The organism is Pseudomonas sp. HP_12, assembly GCF_055283955.1.
In genome coordinates, this window is the sequence record NZ_JBTOQG010000003.1 from 18,266 (window position 1) to 34,387 (window position 16,122).

General features: G+C 57.4%; 14 protein-coding genes and 2 tRNA genes. 1 reads left to right on the forward strand and 15 read right to left on the reverse strand.

Translation table 11 applies throughout. The annotated features are described in order from the left end of the window. Window positions 1–258: 258 nt before the first annotated feature. The 15 genes from pnp to rlmE form a co-directional block, all read right to left on the reverse strand. Window positions 259–2,364, reverse strand: a complete 2,106-nt coding sequence (pnp, locus tag ACYASU_RS03620; protein ID WP_463581981.1) for a polyribonucleotide nucleotidyltransferase — start codon at window positions 2,362–2,364, stop codon at window positions 259–261. Between the two features lie 172 nt (window positions 2,365–2,536). Next, window positions 2,537–2,806 carry a 30S ribosomal protein S15 gene (rpsO, locus tag ACYASU_RS03625; protein ID WP_037015114.1) on the reverse strand — a complete coding sequence of 90 codons (270 nt, stop codon included), beginning with the start codon at window positions 2,804–2,806 and terminating at the stop codon, window positions 2,537–2,539. A gap of 151 nt (window positions 2,807–2,957) precedes the next feature. Then, complete coding sequence (gene truB, locus ACYASU_RS03630) at window positions 2,958–3,875, reverse strand: tRNA pseudouridine(55) synthase TruB (protein WP_463581982.1); 918 nt, start codon at window positions 3,873–3,875, stop codon at window positions 2,958–2,960. A gap of 3 nt (window positions 3,876–3,878) precedes the next feature. After that, window positions 3,879–4,280: a 30S ribosome-binding factor RbfA gene (gene rbfA / locus ACYASU_RS03635; protein ID WP_037015118.1), complete on the reverse strand. Its 402-nt coding sequence runs from the start codon at window positions 4,278–4,280 to the stop codon at window positions 3,879–3,881. 161 nt (window positions 4,281–4,441) lie between these two features. Next, the gene (infB, locus tag ACYASU_RS03640) at window positions 4,442–6,964 is read right to left on the reverse strand and encodes a translation initiation factor IF-2 (RefSeq protein ID WP_192173306.1); all 2,523 of its coding nucleotides are present in this window, start codon (window positions 6,962–6,964) and stop codon (window positions 4,442–4,444) included. A gap of 27 nt (window positions 6,965–6,991) precedes the next feature. After that, window positions 6,992–8,473, reverse strand: coding sequence for a transcription termination factor NusA (gene nusA / locus ACYASU_RS03645; protein WP_065987602.1), 1,482 nt, complete (start codon window positions 8,471–8,473; stop codon window positions 6,992–6,994). A gap of 59 nt (window positions 8,474–8,532) precedes the next feature. Next, window positions 8,533–8,991, reverse strand: coding sequence for a ribosome maturation factor RimP (gene rimP / locus ACYASU_RS03650; protein WP_163022007.1), 459 nt, complete (start codon window positions 8,989–8,991; stop codon window positions 8,533–8,535). Window positions 8,992–9,118: 127 nt separating this feature from the next. Further along, window positions 9,119–9,195 (reverse strand) — tRNA-Met (locus ACYASU_RS03655). A gap of 97 nt (window positions 9,196–9,292) precedes the next feature. Continuing rightward, a tRNA-Leu gene (locus ACYASU_RS03660) sits at window positions 9,293–9,378 on the reverse strand. 44 nt (window positions 9,379–9,422) lie between these two features. Beyond that, the gene (gene secG, locus ACYASU_RS03665; protein ID WP_074888489.1) at window positions 9,423–9,806 is read right to left on the reverse strand and encodes a preprotein translocase subunit SecG; all 384 of its coding nucleotides are present in this window, start codon (window positions 9,804–9,806) and stop codon (window positions 9,423–9,425) included. 4 nt (window positions 9,807–9,810) lie between these two features. Then, window positions 9,811–10,566: a triose-phosphate isomerase gene (gene tpiA / locus ACYASU_RS03670; RefSeq protein ID WP_192173307.1), complete on the reverse strand. Its 756-nt coding sequence runs from the start codon at window positions 10,564–10,566 to the stop codon at window positions 9,811–9,813. A gap of 66 nt (window positions 10,567–10,632) precedes the next feature. Further along, window positions 10,633–11,976, reverse strand: a complete 1,344-nt coding sequence (glmM, locus tag ACYASU_RS03675) for a phosphoglucosamine mutase (protein ID WP_423573437.1) — start codon at window positions 11,974–11,976, stop codon at window positions 10,633–10,635. Between the two features lie 16 nt (window positions 11,977–11,992). Continuing rightward, window positions 11,993–12,844 (reverse strand): dihydropteroate synthase, encoded by an 852-nt coding sequence (folP, locus tag ACYASU_RS03680; RefSeq protein WP_463581983.1) that lies wholly within the window; start codon window positions 12,842–12,844, stop codon window positions 11,993–11,995. Window positions 12,845–12,852: 8 nt separating this feature from the next. Next, entirely contained in the window at window positions 12,853–14,763 is a 1,911-nt protein-coding gene (gene ftsH / locus ACYASU_RS03685; RefSeq protein ID WP_282366985.1) for an ATP-dependent zinc metalloprotease FtsH, read from the reverse strand. Window positions 14,764–14,952: 189 nt separating this feature from the next. Then, entirely contained in the window at window positions 14,953–15,603 is a 651-nt protein-coding gene (gene rlmE / locus ACYASU_RS03690; RefSeq protein ID WP_065987607.1) for a 23S rRNA (uridine(2552)-2'-O)-methyltransferase RlmE, read from the reverse strand. 107 nt (window positions 15,604–15,710) lie between these two features. Here rlmE and ACYASU_RS03695 point away from each other — a divergent pair, with 107 nt between their 5' ends. Further along, window positions 15,711–16,019 (forward strand): YhbY family RNA-binding protein, encoded by a 309-nt coding sequence (locus ACYASU_RS03695; protein ID WP_463581984.1) that lies wholly within the window; start codon window positions 15,711–15,713, stop codon window positions 16,017–16,019. Window positions 16,020–16,122: the final 103 nt, after the last annotated feature.

Consider the following 16,122-nt stretch of genomic DNA (forward strand, 5'->3'; position numbering starts at 1 on the left):
CTGATTGGCTGCAGGGTTACCTATATGTCGCAAGCGGTGTGCCAACCTGCAGTCTGAAATATATTCTCTATAAATCAATGAGTTATGTTTTCATGGATCCACGGGTGTCGTGCAGATTGCCCGCTTTGGGAAAGTTCCGCTTGCAAGATGCATGTTCTGACCAGCTGCCAAGCGACGGTCTGCATCCCTAAGCCATTAATTGCATTCAAAAAAAAAGAGCCCCGAAGGGCTCTTTTTGATCAGCTGCGGTAGAGCGGGTTAAACCCCCGACGCCTTGGCAGCTGCTACGTCTTTGATCGACAGCTTGATGCGACCGCGATTGTCCACGTCCAGCACCAGAACTTCGACTTCCTGACCTTCTTTCAAGATGTCGGTGACTTTCTCTACGCGAGCGTCGCTCAACATGGAGATGTGCACCAGACCGTCTTTGCCCGGCAGGATGTTAACGAACGCACCGAAGTCGACGATGCGCTCAACCTTGCCGATGTAGATCTTGCCGATCTCGGCTTCAGCGGTGATACCCAGAACGCGCTGACGTGCAGCTTCAGCAGCTTCCTTGGTTTCGCCAAAGATCTTGATCGAGCCGTCGTCTTCGATGTCGATCGACGCTTTAGTCTCTTCACAGATGGCACGGATGGTCGCGCCGCCTTTGCCGATGACGTCACGGATCTTGTCGGTGTCAATCTCCATCGCGATCATGGTCGGCGCGTTTTCCGACAGCTCGGTACGCGACTGACCAATGATGGTGTTCATCTGGCCCAGGATGTTCAGACGCGCTTCCAGCGCCTGACCCAAAGCGATCTCCATGATCTCTTCGGTGATGCCTTTGATCTTGATGTCCATCTGCAGCGCGGTGACGCCTTTGGCGGTACCGGCTACCTTGAAGTCCATATCGCCCAGGTGGTCTTCGTCACCCAGAATGTCGGTCAGGATGGCAAACTTCTCGCCTTCTTTAACCAGACCCATGGCGATACCGGCAACCGGCGCCTTCATTGGAACACCAGCATCCATCAGGGCCAGCGAAGCACCACAGACCGAAGCCATGGAGCTGGAGCCGTTGGACTCGGTGATTTCCGATACGACACGGATGGTGTACGGGAACACGTCGGCAGCAGGCAGCATGGCCTGAACCGAACGGCGGGCCAGACGGCCGTGACCGATTTCACGACGACCTGCGCCACCCATGCGACCACACTCGCCCACCGAGAACGGAGGGAAGTTGTAGTGCAGCATGAACGGGTCTTTTTTCTCACCTTCGAGGGTGTCGAGCAGCTGAGCGTCACGCGCGGTACCCAGGGTGGCCACGACCAGCGCCTGCGTTTCGCCACGGGTGAACAGTGCCGAACCGTGAGTCTTCGGCAAAACGCCGACTTCGATGTTCAACGGGCGAACAGTCTTGGTGTCACGACCGTCGATACGTGGCTTACCGTTGACGATGTTTTCGCGAACGGTGCGGTATTCGATCTCGCCGAATGCCGCTTTGACTTCGCCGGCGGACGGGCTGCCGTCTTCAACAGCCAGCTTGGCAACAACCTGATCCTTCAGCTCACCCAGGCGAGCATAACGATCGGCCTTGACGGTGATGGTGTAGGCCTCGGAGATCGCTGCGCCGAACTCGGAGCGAATAGCGCCCAGCAGTTCAGTGGCTTCAGCTTTCGGCGCCCAGCTCCAGGTTGGCTTGGCAGCTTCGGCGGCCAGCTCTTTGACGGCCTTGATGACCGACTGGAATTCGTCGTGGGCGAACAGCACGGCGCCCAGCATCTGGTCTTCGGTCAGCTCTTTGGCTTCCGACTCAACCATCAGCACCGCTTCTTCGGTACCGGCAACGACCATGTCCAGGCTCGATGCTTTCAGTTGCTCGTAAGTCGGGTTCAGCAGGTAGCCGGTGCTCTCGTGGAAAGCAACGCGCGCGGCACCGATCGGGCCGTCGAACGGAATGCCGGAGATTGCCAGAGCAGCCGACGTACCGATCATCGCAGCGACGTCCGGATCGGTTTTCTTGCTGGTAGAGACGACGGTGCAGACAACCTGCACTTCGTTCATGAAGCCTTCTGGAAACAGTGGGCGGATCGGACGGTCGATCAAACGCGAGGTCAGTGTTTCTTTTTCGGAAGGGCGGCCTTCACGCTTGAAGAAACCACCAGGGATCTTGCCAGCGGCGTAGGTCTTTTCCTGGTAGTGAACGGAAAGAGGGAAAAAGCCTTTGCTTGCGTCTGCATGCTTGGCGCCGACCACAGTCACGAGAACGGTGACGTCGTCGTCAACGGTGACCAATACAGCACCAGAGGCTTGACGGGCAATACGGCCAGTCTCGAGGGTTACGGTCGATTGACCGAATTGAAATTTCTTGATTACCGGGTTCACGGTTTCCTACCTTCTTTGTGGCTCTTGGGGAACTGGTTTCTTGCGAATTCTTGGGCAGCGAGGGGAATCGGACCCTTCGGCAGTCCAGATACAACTAGAGGCTGGGAGGCCGCCACCCCACTGATAAAACCAGCGGAACATGACGACCAACCAACCTCTATCCGAGTCGTTATTAGCGACGCAGACCCAGACGACCGATCAGGGCGCTGTAACGGCTAACGTCCTTACCTTTCAGGTAATCCAGCAGCTTGCGACGCTGGTTTACCATACGGATCAGACCACGACGGGAGTGGTGATCCTTACCGTTGGCCTTGAAGTGGCCTTGCAGTTTGTTGATGTTGGCGGTCAGCAGTGCAACTTGCACTTCTGGCGAACCAGTATCACCAACAGCTTGCTGGTAGTCGGTTACGATCTGAGCTTTATCTTCAACGCTGAGTGCCATGTGGGCATTCCTTTTATCAAGAAACCGCTCCGGGGAGACGGTTTCAACAGGCCGAGAGCTGACTCTCGTATTTAAATGTGAGGAGTGACCATGCCTGTTAACAGCCACCCTCGTACCGCCGTGCCAGGAAACCCTGCCGCGACGGGTCCGGTCACTCTGACCGAATCAGTCGACGCGGCGCAATACGCCCGTCTTCACTCACTTCACCGATCCCGATGAAGCGTCCTTCATGATCCTGCACCCGCACCATGCCGAACTTCGGCGCGTCGGGGGCTCTCACTGGCTGACCATGCAGCCAGTAAAACGAACTGTGCTCTGAAAACTGCAGCAGCGGCCAATCCAGCAACCCGCTGTCCGATGGCATCAGGAAGCGATCAACCGCTTCATTCCCGCCTTCGGCATGCACCGCTTCGAGCTCTTCCAGCGTTACCGTCTGGGCCAGCGTAAAAGGACCGGCCTGGGTACGACGCAGCTGAGCAACGTAAGCACCGCAGCCCAGCTTTTCACCGATATCTTCCACGAGGGTACGAATATAGGTGCCTTTTGTGCAGTCGACCGCCAAACGAGCGGTCTCACCTTCGCACGCCAATAATTCCAGGCGCGCAATAGTAACAGAACGCGGTTCACGCTCCACCACTTCACCAGCCCGGGCCAGCTTGTATAACGGCTGACCGTCGCGCTTGAGGGCTGAGTACATCGGCGGTATCTGACTGATATTCCCGCGAAATGCCGGAAGCACCGCTTCGATATCCGAACGACCAACGGTCACAGGCCGCGTCTGCAGGACCTCACCCTCGGCATCGGCCGTGGTGGTGGTCTTGCCAAGCTGCATCAGGGTTTCATAACCCTTGTCGGAATCGAGCAGGTACTGGGAAAACTTGGTCGCTTCACCGAAGCACAGCGGCAGAACGCCGGTGGCAAGCGGATCCAGACTGCCCGTATGCCCTGCTTTTTCTGCGTTGAGCAACCAGCGCACTTTTTGCAGCGCGGCGTTGGATGTGAACCCCAGCGGCTTGTCGAGCAGGACGATCCCGCTGACGTTACGGCGAATACGCTTGACCTGAGCCACGCCTTATTCCTCCGAACCGTCTTGCTTGGGTGCGGTTTGGTGCTGACCATCTTCAGCCACTGCCCGCTCGATCAATGCCGACAAATGCGCGCCACGGGCAACGCTTTCGTCGTAATGGAAATGCAGTTGCGGCACGCTGCGCAGCTTCATCTCACGGGCCAGCTGCATACGCAGGAATCCTGCAGCAGCATTGAGCACCTTGATGGACTGTGCGATTTCTTCGGCGCTGTCCTGCCCCATCACGGTCATGAAGATTTTCGCGTGGCCCACGTCACGGCTGACGTCAACGGCGGTGATGGTGACCAGCCCTACGCGGGGGTCCTTGATTTCACGACGGATCAGCTGTGCCAGCTCGCGCTGCATCTGATCGCCGATACGTTGGGTACGGCTGTATTCTTTTGCCATGTCTTGTTACCTGTCACTGCTGACCCATGGCAAAAGCCATGTGGTCTGAAAGCGGCAAACGCCCGGCCTGGCGAGAGCCGGACCGGGCGTTGCGTTTAGAGTCCATGGCCGACGCCTGGCATTTTCATGCGGCGCAAGCCATGACTCCTGAAGCTCGCGATTTAGAGGCTGCGAGCCACTTGGACCTTCTCGAAGACTTCGATCTTGTCACCGACCTTGACGTCGTTGTAGCTCTTGACGCCGATACCGCATTCCATGCCGGCACGTACTTCGGAAGCGTCATCCTTGAAGCGGCGCAGGGATTCCAGCTCGCCTTCGAAGATAACGATGTCTTCACGCAGTACACGGATTGGACGGTTACGGAAGACAACGCCTTCAATGACCATGCAACCTGCGATCGCGCCGAATTTCGGCGAGCGGAACACGTCGCGGACTTCAGCGATACCCAGGATGTTCTCCCGAACGTCGCTGCCAAGCATGCCGGTGAGGGCCTTCTTGACGTCTTCGATGATGTCGTAGATGACGTTGTAGTAACGCATATCCAGACCTTCCTGCTCGACGATCTTGCGCGCGCCAGCATCGGCACGTACGTTGAAGCCGAACAGTACAGCGTTGGAGGCCAGTGCCAGGTTGGCGTCGCTTTCGGTGATACCACCGACACCGCCGCCCACTACACGCACTTGCACTTCGTCGTTACCCAGGCCATTCAAAGCACCCTGCAACGCTTCCAGAGAACCACGGACATCGGATTTGAGGACGATGTTGAGCGTCTTCTTCTCTTCCTGACCCATGTTCTCGAAGATGTTTTCCAGCTTGCCGGCGTGAGCACGGGCCAGCTTGACTTCGCGGAACTTGCCTTGACGGAACAGAGCCACTTCACGGGCTTTCTTCTCGTCGGCAACCACGCTCATCTCGTCGCCAGCGTCCGGCGTACCGTCGAGGCCGAGAATCTCGACTGGGATCGACGGGCCGGCTTCCTTGATTGGCTTGCCGTTCTCGTCGAGCATTGCCCGAACGCGACCGTAGTTGGAGCCAACCAGAACCATGTCGCCCTGACGCAGCGTACCGTCCTGAACCAGAACAGTAGCAACCGGGCCACGGCCCTTGTCCAGACGCGATTCGACAACAACACCGCGACCCGGAGCCGACGGCGTTGCCATCAATTCCAGAACTTCGGCCTGCAGCAGAACGGCTTCAAGCAGCTCGTCAACGCCAGTACCCATCTTCGCGGAGACCGAGACGAAAGGTGTCTCGCCGCCCCACTCTTCGGACGTTACGCCGTGAACGGACAGTTCACTGCGGATACGGTCCAGGTCAGCGCCCGGCTTGTCGATCTTGTTGACGGCAACGACCAGCGGAACACCGGCAGCCTTGGCGTGTTGCACGGCTTCGATGGTCTGTGGCATGACACCGTCGTCTGCAGCGACAACCAGAATCACGATGTCGGTCGCCTTGGCACCACGAGCACGCATTGCGGTAAACGCCGCGTGACCCGGGGTATCGAGGAACGTCACCATGCCACGCTCGGTTTCAACGTGGTACGCACCGATGTGCTGGGTGATACCGCCGGCTTCGCCCGCAGCAACCTTGGCACGACGGATGTAATCGAGCAGCGAGGTCTTACCGTGGTCAACGTGACCCATGACCGTTACAACCGGCGCACGGGAGAACGTCTCACCTTCGAACTTCAGGGACTCGGCCAGGGAATCTTCCAGCGCGGTGTCGCTGACCAGGGTCACTTTGTGGCCTAGTTCTTCAGCGACCAGCTGGGCAGTTTCCTGATCCAGAACCTGGTTGATGGTGGCCGGAGTACCCAGCTTGAACATGAACTTGATGATCTCGGCAGCTTTGACCGACATCTGCTGAGCGAGATCGCCCACGCTGATGGTTTCGCCGATCTTCACTTCACGAACGACAGGGCCGGTCGGGCTCTGGAAACCGTGCGCGTTGCGCTTCTTCAGCTTGGCCTTGCCGCGACCGCCGCGACGGAAGCCATCGCTTTCTTCGTCGGTAGTACGAGGAGCAACGCGTGGCGTTGGCGCCTTTTCCTTGACCGATGCACGATGCGGGGCGTTCTTGCGATCGCCGTCACCACCGCCGCTGCGACGATTGTTGTCGTCATTGCGTGGTTTGTCGGGGCGACGCTGTTCGTCTTTCTTGCGATCGGCGACAGGCGCAGGTGCCGCAGCCGGAGTTTCCCGGGCTGGCTCGGCAGCTTGCGGAGCCGGTGCCGGCGCTGCAACAGCCTCGGCAGCGGGGGCACCAGACGAAGGCTGACGGCGCGCTTCTTCTTCGGCACGCTGACGGGACTCTTCTTCAGCCTTTTGACGAGCGGCATTTTCTACCGCACGACGTTCGTCCAGCTCGCGCTTGCGTTCGGCTTCGATTTCTTCCGGGCTGCGCTGAACAAAGACTTTCTTTTTGCGTACTTCAACGCTGATGCTTTTGCTGCCAGCAACGCGAAGTGTACTGGTGGTCTTGCGCTGCAAGGTAATCTTGCGCGGCTCTTCCACCTTGGCCTTGTGACCGCTTTTCAGGTGGGTCAACAGGGCTTGTTTTTCAATATCGGTCACAACTTGTTCGGCGGCGTTGTGCGGCAAACCTGCCTCACGCATCTGCTGTAACAGGCGCTCTACCGGTGTGTCGACCGTCTTGGCCAGTTCTTTCACCGTGACTTGCGTCATGCACTTCTCTCCTCAGGCCGCATCTACTTACTCGAACCAATGGGCTCGGGCGGCCATGATCAACTTGCCGGCACGATCATCGTCAATGCCGTCGATGTCGAGCAGATCGTCAATAGACTGCTCGGCCAGGTCTTCGCGGGTAATTACGCCGCGCACCGCCAGTTCCATCGCCAAATCCTTGTCCATACCCTCAAGCGAGAGCAGGTCTTCGGCCGGATGGGCGTCTGCCAGCTTTTCCTCAGTAGCGATGGCTTTAGTCAACAAACGATCCTTGGCACGAGCGCGAAGCTCGTTGACGGTGTCTTCGTCAAAGCCGTCGATGTTGAGCATTTCTTCCAACGGTACGTAGGCAATCTCTTCCAGGCTGGTGAAGCCTTCGTCTACCAGAACCTGAGCGAGATCCTCATCGACTTCCAGCTCGTCGATAAAGTTGCGCAGGATGTCACCGGTTTCCGCTTGCTGCTTGGCCTGGATGTCCGATTCGGTCATCACGTTAAGGGTCCAGCCAGTCAACTGACTGGCCAGCCGCACGTTCTGGCCACCGCGGCCAATCGCCTGGGCGAGGTTATCTGCGCCTACAGCGATGTCCATGGCGTGGGCATCTTCATCAACGATGATCGCTGCCACTTCGGCAGGCGACATGGCGTTGATGACGAACTGCGCCGGGTTATCGTCCCAAAGCACGATATCCACACGCTCGCCGCCCAACTCGCCGGAAACAGCCTGCACGCGCGAACCGCGCATGCCGATGCACGCGCCTTGCGGGTCAATGCGTTTGTCCTTGGAGCGAACTGCGATCTTTGCACGCGAACCAGGATCACGAGAGGCAGCCATCACCTCGATGAGTCCTTCGGCGATTTCCGGAACTTCAATCCGGAACAGCTCGATCAGCATTTCCGGCGCGGTACGCGACAGGATCAGCTGAGGGCCACGATTTTCGGTGCGGATCTCTTTGAGCAATGCACGAACGCGGACACCTACGCGGAAAGTCTCCCGCGAAATGATGTCTTCACGCGCCAGCAGAGCTTCGGCATTGTTGCCAAGGTCGACGATGACATTGTCACGTGTAACTTTTTTAACAGTGCCGGAAATGATTTCGCCCAGACGCTCACGGTAGGCGTCCACGACTTGAGCTCGCTCGGCTTCGCGAACTTTCTGCACAATGACTTGCTTGGCAGTCTGCGCAGCGATGCGGCCGAACTCGATGGAATCGATCTTTTCTTCCACTACGTCGCCAACGTTGGCGCCTGGGTGGGTCAGGGCAACTTTGCTAGGCCATGTCTCGATGGCCGGGTCGTCGAGGTCGTCTTCTTCGACGACGGTCCAGCGACGGAAAGTCTCATATGCACCTGTTTGACGATTGATCTCGACACGCAGGTCTACTTCGTCTTCAAAACGCTTTTTGGTGGCCGTAGCCAGAGCTATTTCAAGCGCTTCAAAAATCACATCGGCCGGTACGCCTTTTTCATTGGATACCGATTCAACAACCAGCAGTACTTCTTTGCTCATCGTACGCCTCGCCTTTCGCAAGCCATTGGATCCGCGGGATCCGCTGTATCTGGCACGTCTTAGTCAAACGTGGGAATAATGTTGGCTTTGTCGATCAGATCGATCGGCAACAGAAACTCGTGATCTTCAACCTGGACCACGACGTCCTGCTCCTCCACCCCGCGGAGAAGGCCTTGAAAGTTGCGTCGTCCTTCAAACGGCGAACGCAGCTTTATCTTCACTTGTGCCCCGGCAAATTCCGCAAACTGTTCAATGGTAAACAGTGGGCGTTCCATGCCTGGAGAGGAAACTTCGAGCGTGTATTCGGAGCTGATCGGATCTTCTACATCCAGAATACCGCTGATCTGACGGCTGACGATCGCGCAATCGTCCACCAACACGCCGCCTTCTTTATCGATATAGACGCGCAACATCGAGTGACGCCCTTGAGACGAATACTCGATACCCCAGCATTCATAGCCTAGGGCCACGACCACCGGGGCCAACAAGGCCTGCAACTCTTCTAGCTTGCTCGACACCTGAACCCCCTCGTGCATGCTGCAAATAAAAAATGGGCAGAAGCCCAATCATGAAAACGCCTGCGAAAAGCGGCGTCATAAAGTGTCCAGCTAACAAAAAGCCCCTGAAAAGGGGCTCCGCTAAAACTGGTTGCGGGGGCTGGATTTGAACCAACGACCTTCGGGTTATGAGCCCGACGAGCTACCAGACTGCTCCACCCCGCGACAAAGCTGGGGCGGAAGTATACGACCGATCCAAATTTGGGTCAATCCGACACATCCACCTACAAGAAAGCCCGCTACTGCGGGCTTTCTTGTTAATTGGTACCGAGAAGGGGACTCGAACCCCTACACCCTATGGGCACAACCACCTCAAGGTTGCGTGTCTACCAATTCCACCACCTCGGCATTACAACTCTTTTGCAGCCCCAAAAACAGCTGCGAATCCGGTGTTACTTCTGCTCTGGAGTGGCAGGAACATCAGCAGGTACTGCAGCTGGTTTCTGTTGCCCTTCCAGAACCGGAACATCATCTGCTGCCGGCTTTTGCTTCACTTCCAGTACCGCTGGATTTGGCAAACCTACTTGAGTCAGCTGGTGAGCTTTCTCTTTAGCAAAGTAACCTAACCCTAAGCTAGTCATGAAGAAACAGGCGGCAAGTATAGCAGTAAGTTTACTGAGAAAGGTAGAGGAACCTTGTCCACCGAACACAGTATTTGATGCACCTGCTCCAAATGATGCGCCAGCGTCGGCACCTTTACCCTGCTGCAGCAAAACCAGAGCAACAACGCCCAGAGCACCCAGCAGATGAAGAACGACTACGACTGTTTCCAGCATTTTTTCAGTTTCCCGCGGCGCGAATGATCGCACCGAACTCATCTGCATTCAGGGAGGCGCCACCAATGAGGCCTCCATCGATATCCGGCATGCCGAACAGTTCGACCGCATTGGCCGCCTTCACGCTGCCGCCATATAGAAGACGCACACCTTGTGCGACTTCAGAATTCTCTTTCATCAACTGCGCACGAATCGCTGCGTGCACTTCCTGCGCCTGTTCCGGCGAGGCAGTCAATCCGGTGCCAATGGCCCAGACTGGCTCATAGGCAATTACCGCATTAACGAAAGCGCCGACGCCAAGTTCTTCGATGATGCTGCCAAGCTGCTGCCCGACAACTTCAAGGGTCTTGCCGGCTTCTCGCTCCTCGAGCGTCTCACCGATACACAGTATCGGCGTCAGACCTGCCGCCTGGACGGCCTCGAACTTGCGATTAAGCACCTCATTGCTCTCGCCCATTATCTGGCGACGCTCAGAGTGCCCGACAAGCACAAACTTGCAACCTGCATCCGCCAACTGAGTCGACGACACCTCTCCAGTCAACGCGCCCTGGCCTGCCTGATGAGCGCAATTCTGCGCACCGACAGAGATCGACTGCCCTTCCAGGCAATCAACCACAAGACTTACGTGCAGGCTAGGCGGGAAGACCGCCACATCAACGCCACCCGGAAGGGCGAGATTTGCAAGACCCTCGATCAGCTCAGCGACGCTGGCGCGGGTACCGTGCATCTTCCAGTTACCAGCTACCATAGGGCGACGCATGCTGTACCTCGTCGGTCAAAGTGGGCGCAGATGTTACCCAACAGTTCCAACACTGGCAAGCCGAAATCAGGCGCAAACTTCAGCAACCAGTTTTGCCAGTTCATCGGCATACCCGCGAACCAGGATTTCGTCCTCGCCCTCGACCATTACCCGCACAAGCGGCTCGGTACCGGACTTGCGCAGAAGCACACGTCCACGCCCGCCCATGGCGGCGGTCACGCGATCACACGCTTCAATAACGGCGGGATGTTTGACCGGATCAACGCCTCCACCCTCGAAGCGCACATTGACCAACACCTGAGGACATTTCTTCAAACCTGAACGCGATTGCGCGAGGCTCATGCCTGTACGCTTCATCGACAGCAGCACCTGCAAGGCGGCGATGATCGCATCCCCGGTTGTGGTGTGACGGAAGCACACGACATGTCCCGAGTTCTCGCCGCCCACTTGCCAGTCACGCTCCAGCAGCTCGGCGATGACGTAACGGTCGCCGACGTTGGCGCGCACGAACGGGATGTTTAGATCCGCAAGTGCCAGCTCCAGCCCGAGGTTGCTCATCAGGGTGCCAACGACACCTCCCTGCAACTGGCCGCGCTCTTGAAGGTCTCGCGCAATGATGTAAAGCAGTTCATCACCATCGACGATCGCGCCAGTGTGGTCGACCATCAGCACACGGTCGCCGTCGCCATCGAAACCGATGCCCAGGTCAGCGCCATGCTCGACAACGGCGGCCTGCAGCGCTCCCATGTGGGTGGAGCCGCAGTTGTCATTGATGTTGAGCCCGTTGGGGGCCGCCGACAGCACGGTTACCTCGGCGCCAAGCTCACGGAACACGTTTGGCGCCACTTTGTACGTGGCGCCATGGGCGCAATCGACAACGAGCTTCAACCCGTCAAAATCAGTACTGGTCGGAACACTGCTCTTACAGAATTCGATGTAACGGCCCGCGGCGTCATTGATTCGCGACACCTTGCCAAGCTTTTCGGACTCCTCGACGGTCATCGGTGAATCGAGCAGTTCCTCGATCATCAGTTCGATTTCATCAGGCAGCTTGGTGCCCTGCCCGGAGAAAAACTTGATGCCGTTATCGTAGTGCGGATTGTGCGACGCGCTGATCACGATGCCCGCCTCGGCATGAAACGTACGCGTCAGGTAGGCAATCGCAGGCGTCGGCATCGGGCCGAGCAGCATCACATCCGCACCCGCAGCGGATAACCCGGCTTCAAGCGCCGACTCGAACATGTAGCCCGAAATGCGAGTGTCCTTGCCAACCAGGATTCGGCACGCGCCCATTTTCCGGAACGCCATCCCTGCTGCCCATCCCAACTTCAGCATGAAATCAGGGGTGATAGGGAATTGGCCTACACGTCCGCGGATACCGTCGGTACCGAAGTATTTTTTAGTGGTCATGGGTGCTCCAGATTTCTTATTTTGCTGATTCAACAGCAGCAATCATACGCACGACGTCAACCGTCTCAGAGACGTCGTGCACACGTAGAATTTTTGCGCCTTTGACCATGGCCATGGCGGCAAGCGCGAGGGCGCCATGCAGACGCTGATCAACAGGCTTGTCGAGCACCTTGCCAATCATGCTTTTGCGAGAGACACCGACCAACAGCGGACGGCCCAGCGCATGAAGTGCTTCCATGTGCTTGAACAGACTTAGATTGTGCTCGACGGTCTTGGCAAAGCCGAATCCTGGATCGAGGATGATCATCTCGGCCGGAATTCCCGCCGCGACGCATTGCTCAAGGCGCTCGCGCAAGAAGGCACTGACCTCACCGATCAGGTCAGTGTAGTGGGGATCATTCTGCATGTCCGTAGGCTCGCCGCGCATGTGCATGAGGCAGACCGGCAAACCCGTCGCCACAGCGGCGTCCAGTGCACCGTCACGACGCAGCGAGCGAACATCATTAATGAGCCCTGCCCCCAAGCGCGCAGTCTCACGAATGACGGCCGGCGTGGAGGTATCTACCGAAATGATCACGTCCAGCTCGGCGCTGATCGCCTCGACGACAGGCGCCACACGCTCCAGCTCTTCGACAGGAGAAACAGATCGCGCACCGGGACGCGTTGACTCGCCCCCTACATCGATCAAGGTCGCACCCGCCAGCATCATCGCTTCGGCATGACGCAGCGCCAGGTCGCGCTGCGCGAAACGGCCGCCGTCCGAGAACGAATCAGGAGTGATATTGAGGATCCCCATCACGTGCGTGCGGGATAAATCAAGAACCCGGTTGCCGCAAGGCAACCGGGTCGGGTGAAGCGCAGAAGTCATGTCAGACCTTAGTGTTCAGCAGCTGGGCCGCCAATTGGCGATTCCGGACGCGGACCTACAGGTGCGATCGGGGTGCCGGAATCTCCGGAACCGCCTTCCCAATCGCGGGGCTCGCGGGGTGTGCGGCCTGCCATGATGTCATCGATTTGCTCGGCGTCGATGGTTTCGTACTTCATCAGCGCGTCGGCCATCGCTTCCAGCTTGTCACGATTATCCGTGAGGATCTGTCTGGCCGTGCCGTAGCACTGATCGATGATGCTGCGCACTTCAGAGTCGATGAGACGTGCCGTGTCACCCGACAGGCTGGAGCTTTGACCGCCACCGCCACGACCGAGGTACCCGCCTTCGTCTTCGTCCGAATACATCAACGGACCCAGCTTCTCGGACAGGCCCCACTTGGTGACCATGTTTCGAGCGATCTGGCTGGCCCGCATGATGTCGTTAGAGGCGCCGGTGGTCACGCCATCGAAGCCCAACGTCATTTCTTCCGCAATTCGACCGCCGTACAGCGAGCAGATCTGACTGATCAATGCACGCTTGGAAAGGCTGTAGCGATCTTCCTCGGGGAGGAACATGGTGACGCCCAACGCACGACCGCGCGGGATGATTGACACTTTGTAGACCGGATCATGCTCAGGTACGACGCGACCAACAATCGCATGACCGGCTTCGTGATAAGCGGTGTTGCGCTTCTCTTTGTCGGACATGACCATCGATTTGCGCTCGGCGCCCATCATGATTTTGTCTTTCGCCAATTCGAATTCTTTCATCTCGACGATGCGCTTACCGGTGCGAGCCGCGAACAGCGACGCCTCGTTGACCAGGTTTGCAAGATCAGCACCAGAGAAACCCGGAGTACCACGCGCAATCACGCCTGGCTGAACGTCGTCACCCATTGGCACTTTGCGCATGTGTACTTTGAGAATCTGTTCACGACCGCGGATGTCGGGCAAGCCCACGACCACCTGACGGTCGAAACGGCCCGGACGCAGCAGCGCAGGGTCGAGGACGTCCGGACGGTTAGTGGCAGCAATCACGATGATGCCGTCGTTCATTTCAAAGCCGTCCATCTCAACCAGCAACTGGTTGAGCGTCTGCTCACGCTCATCATGACCGCCGCCCATGCCGGCGCCACGGTGGCGACCTACAGCATCGATCTCGTCGATGAAGATGATGCAAGGCGCATGCTTCTTGGCCTGCTCAAACATGTCACGGACACGGCTTGCACCAACACCGACGAACATTTCAACGAAGTCGGAACCGGAAATCGTGAAGAACGGCACCTTGGCTTCACCCGCGATGGCCTTCGCCAACAAGGTTTTACCGGTACCCGGAGGACCTACCATCAGCACGCCGCGAGGAATGCGACCACCCAACCGCTGGAACTTGCCCGGATCGCGGAGGAACTCGACGAGCTCGCCGACTTCCTCTTTGGCTTCGTCGCAACCGGCAACGTCAGCCAGTGTCGTTTTCACCTGATCTTCAGACAGCAGACGTGCTTTGCTTTTACCAAAGCTCATCGGGCCGCCCTTGCCGCCTGCGCCACCTTGCATCTGGCGCATGAAGAACATGAAGACGGCAATGATCACGAGGATGGGGAAGCTGGCGACCAGAAGCTGAGTCCAGATGCTTTGCTGCTCAGGTTGCTTGCCTTCGATCACGACGTTGTTATCGACCAGATCGCCAATAAGGCCGTTATCCTGGATAGCCGGTCGGATGGTCTTGAAAGAGTCGCCATCGCTGCGTTTGCCGGTGATGACGTATCCGTCAACGGCAACTTTCTCGACCTTGCCGTCCTTCACCTGCTGGATGAATTCGGAATAGTTGAGGGTCTGCGGCTCGTTAGGACTGGAGAAGTTGTTCATCACGGTCACGAGAACCGCCGCGATGATCAACCACAGGATCAAATTCTTTGCCATATCGTTCAATTAGCTACCCTCTGAAGCAAGCTCCACGCTGGAGCGTGCCTCGCATGATATTTACCGGCCTAACGTACTACAGATCCTACAGGCGTGGCAGGCGGCGTCTGTAACCCTTTGTGAAACTTTGACTACGCGATGTTGGTTACGCTCCCTTGATTAAGCTATTTGAAAAAAGCTATCGCTTGATCAAAGGCGCTCATCGCTCGCCGATCCCTCTATGCCGCGAAACCCGCGACCCAACAAATACTGCTCCCTGGAACGGTCTCGTGACGACAACGGTTTGCGCATCTGCACCTTGTCGAACAGCTTGCGGATGTCCTTGTGGTACACATCAAAGCCCTCACCCTGGAAGACCTTGATCAGGAAATCGCCACCAGGACGCAGCACGCGGCCGGCCAGATCCAGCGCCAGCTCACAAAGGAACATTGCGCGCGGCATGTCCACGGCGCTCAATCCACTCATATTGGGGGCCATATCGGAAATCACAAGGTCGACCTGCGTATTACCAACAGCTTCGAGGATCTGAGCGAGCACTTCGTCCTGGGTGAAATCCCCCTGGATGAAGGTCACGTCGGGGATGCTGTCCATTTCCAGGATGTCCGATGCAATCAAACGGCCCTGACCACCAATCAGACGACTGGTCACCTGCGACCAGCCACCTGGCGCTGCACCCAGGTCGATCACCGTCATGCCAGGACGGATGATCTTGTCCTTCTCCTGAATCTCGAGAAGCTTGTAACTGGCGCGGGAACGGTAGCCGTCCCGCTGTGCCATTTTGACGTACTTGTCGTCGAAGTGTTCTTTAAGCCAGTTATGGCTGGTTTTGGAACGTGCCACGGAGCACCTCAAAAAATTAGGACGAGTCGCGATTAACCGGGCGGTCCCGGACTCGCTCGGGTAAACTGGCCGCCGCTTTTTACAAGATCAGACGCAGAGGTCAGATTATGCCGCTCACTCAAGAGCAGAAGAAACAATACAAATCCATTGGTCACCATCTGAAACCGGTGTTGATGGTGGCGGACAATGGTCTGACTGAAGGTGTGTTGGCCGAACTGGAGCGCGCGTTGGGCGATCACGAGTTGATCAAGATCAAACTCAACATCCTCGACCGCGAGAGCCGCCTGGCAGCCATCGCTGAACTGTGCAAACTCGGTAAGGCCGATCTGGTGCAGGTGATCGGCAAAATGGCGCTGATTTACCGCAAGAACCCGAAGGTAAACAAGCAGCTTTCCAACGTCCACCGCTTCAACTGATCCTGTCGGGTCAGGGCGAATAAGCGCTGACATTCCGACTCGGCGCTCACTTGGAAAGATGAGCGCAGAATCGGTCAGACCGGACATGCAACCGCCGGTTCGA

Coding starts and splice junctions, on each gene's coding strand:
- rpsO (WP_037015114.1), bottom strand. CDS start 2,806: ATGGCACTCAGCGTTGAAGATAAAGCTCAGATCGTAACCGACTACCAG.
- rbfA (WP_037015118.1), bottom strand. CDS start 4,280: ATGGCAAAAGAATACAGCCGTACCCAACGTATCGGCGATCAGATGCAG.
- infB (WP_192173306.1), bottom strand. CDS start 6,964: ATGACGCAAGTCACGGTGAAAGAACTGGCCAAGACGGTCGACACACCG.
- nusA (WP_065987602.1), bottom strand. CDS start 8,473: ATGAGCAAAGAAGTACTGCTGGTTGTTGAATCGGTATCCAATGAAAAA.
- secG (WP_074888489.1), bottom strand. CDS start 9,806: ATGCTGGAAACAGTCGTAGTCGTTCTTCATCTGCTGGGTGCTCTGGGC.
- tpiA (WP_192173307.1), bottom strand. CDS start 10,566: ATGCGTCGCCCTATGGTAGCTGGTAACTGGAAGATGCACGGTACCCGC.
- glmM (WP_423573437.1), bottom strand. CDS start 11,976: ATGACCACTAAAAAATACTTCGGTACCGACGGTATCCGCGGACGTGTA.
- folP (WP_463581983.1), bottom strand. CDS start 12,844: ATGACTTCTGCGCTTCACCCGACCCGGTTGCCTTGCGGCAACCGGGTT.
- ftsH (WP_282366985.1), bottom strand. CDS start 14,763: ATGGCAAAGAATTTGATCCTGTGGTTGATCATCGCGGCGGTTCTCGTG.
- ACYASU_RS03695 (WP_463581984.1), top strand. CDS start 15,711: ATGCCGCTCACTCAAGAGCAGAAGAAACAATACAAATCCATTGGTCAC.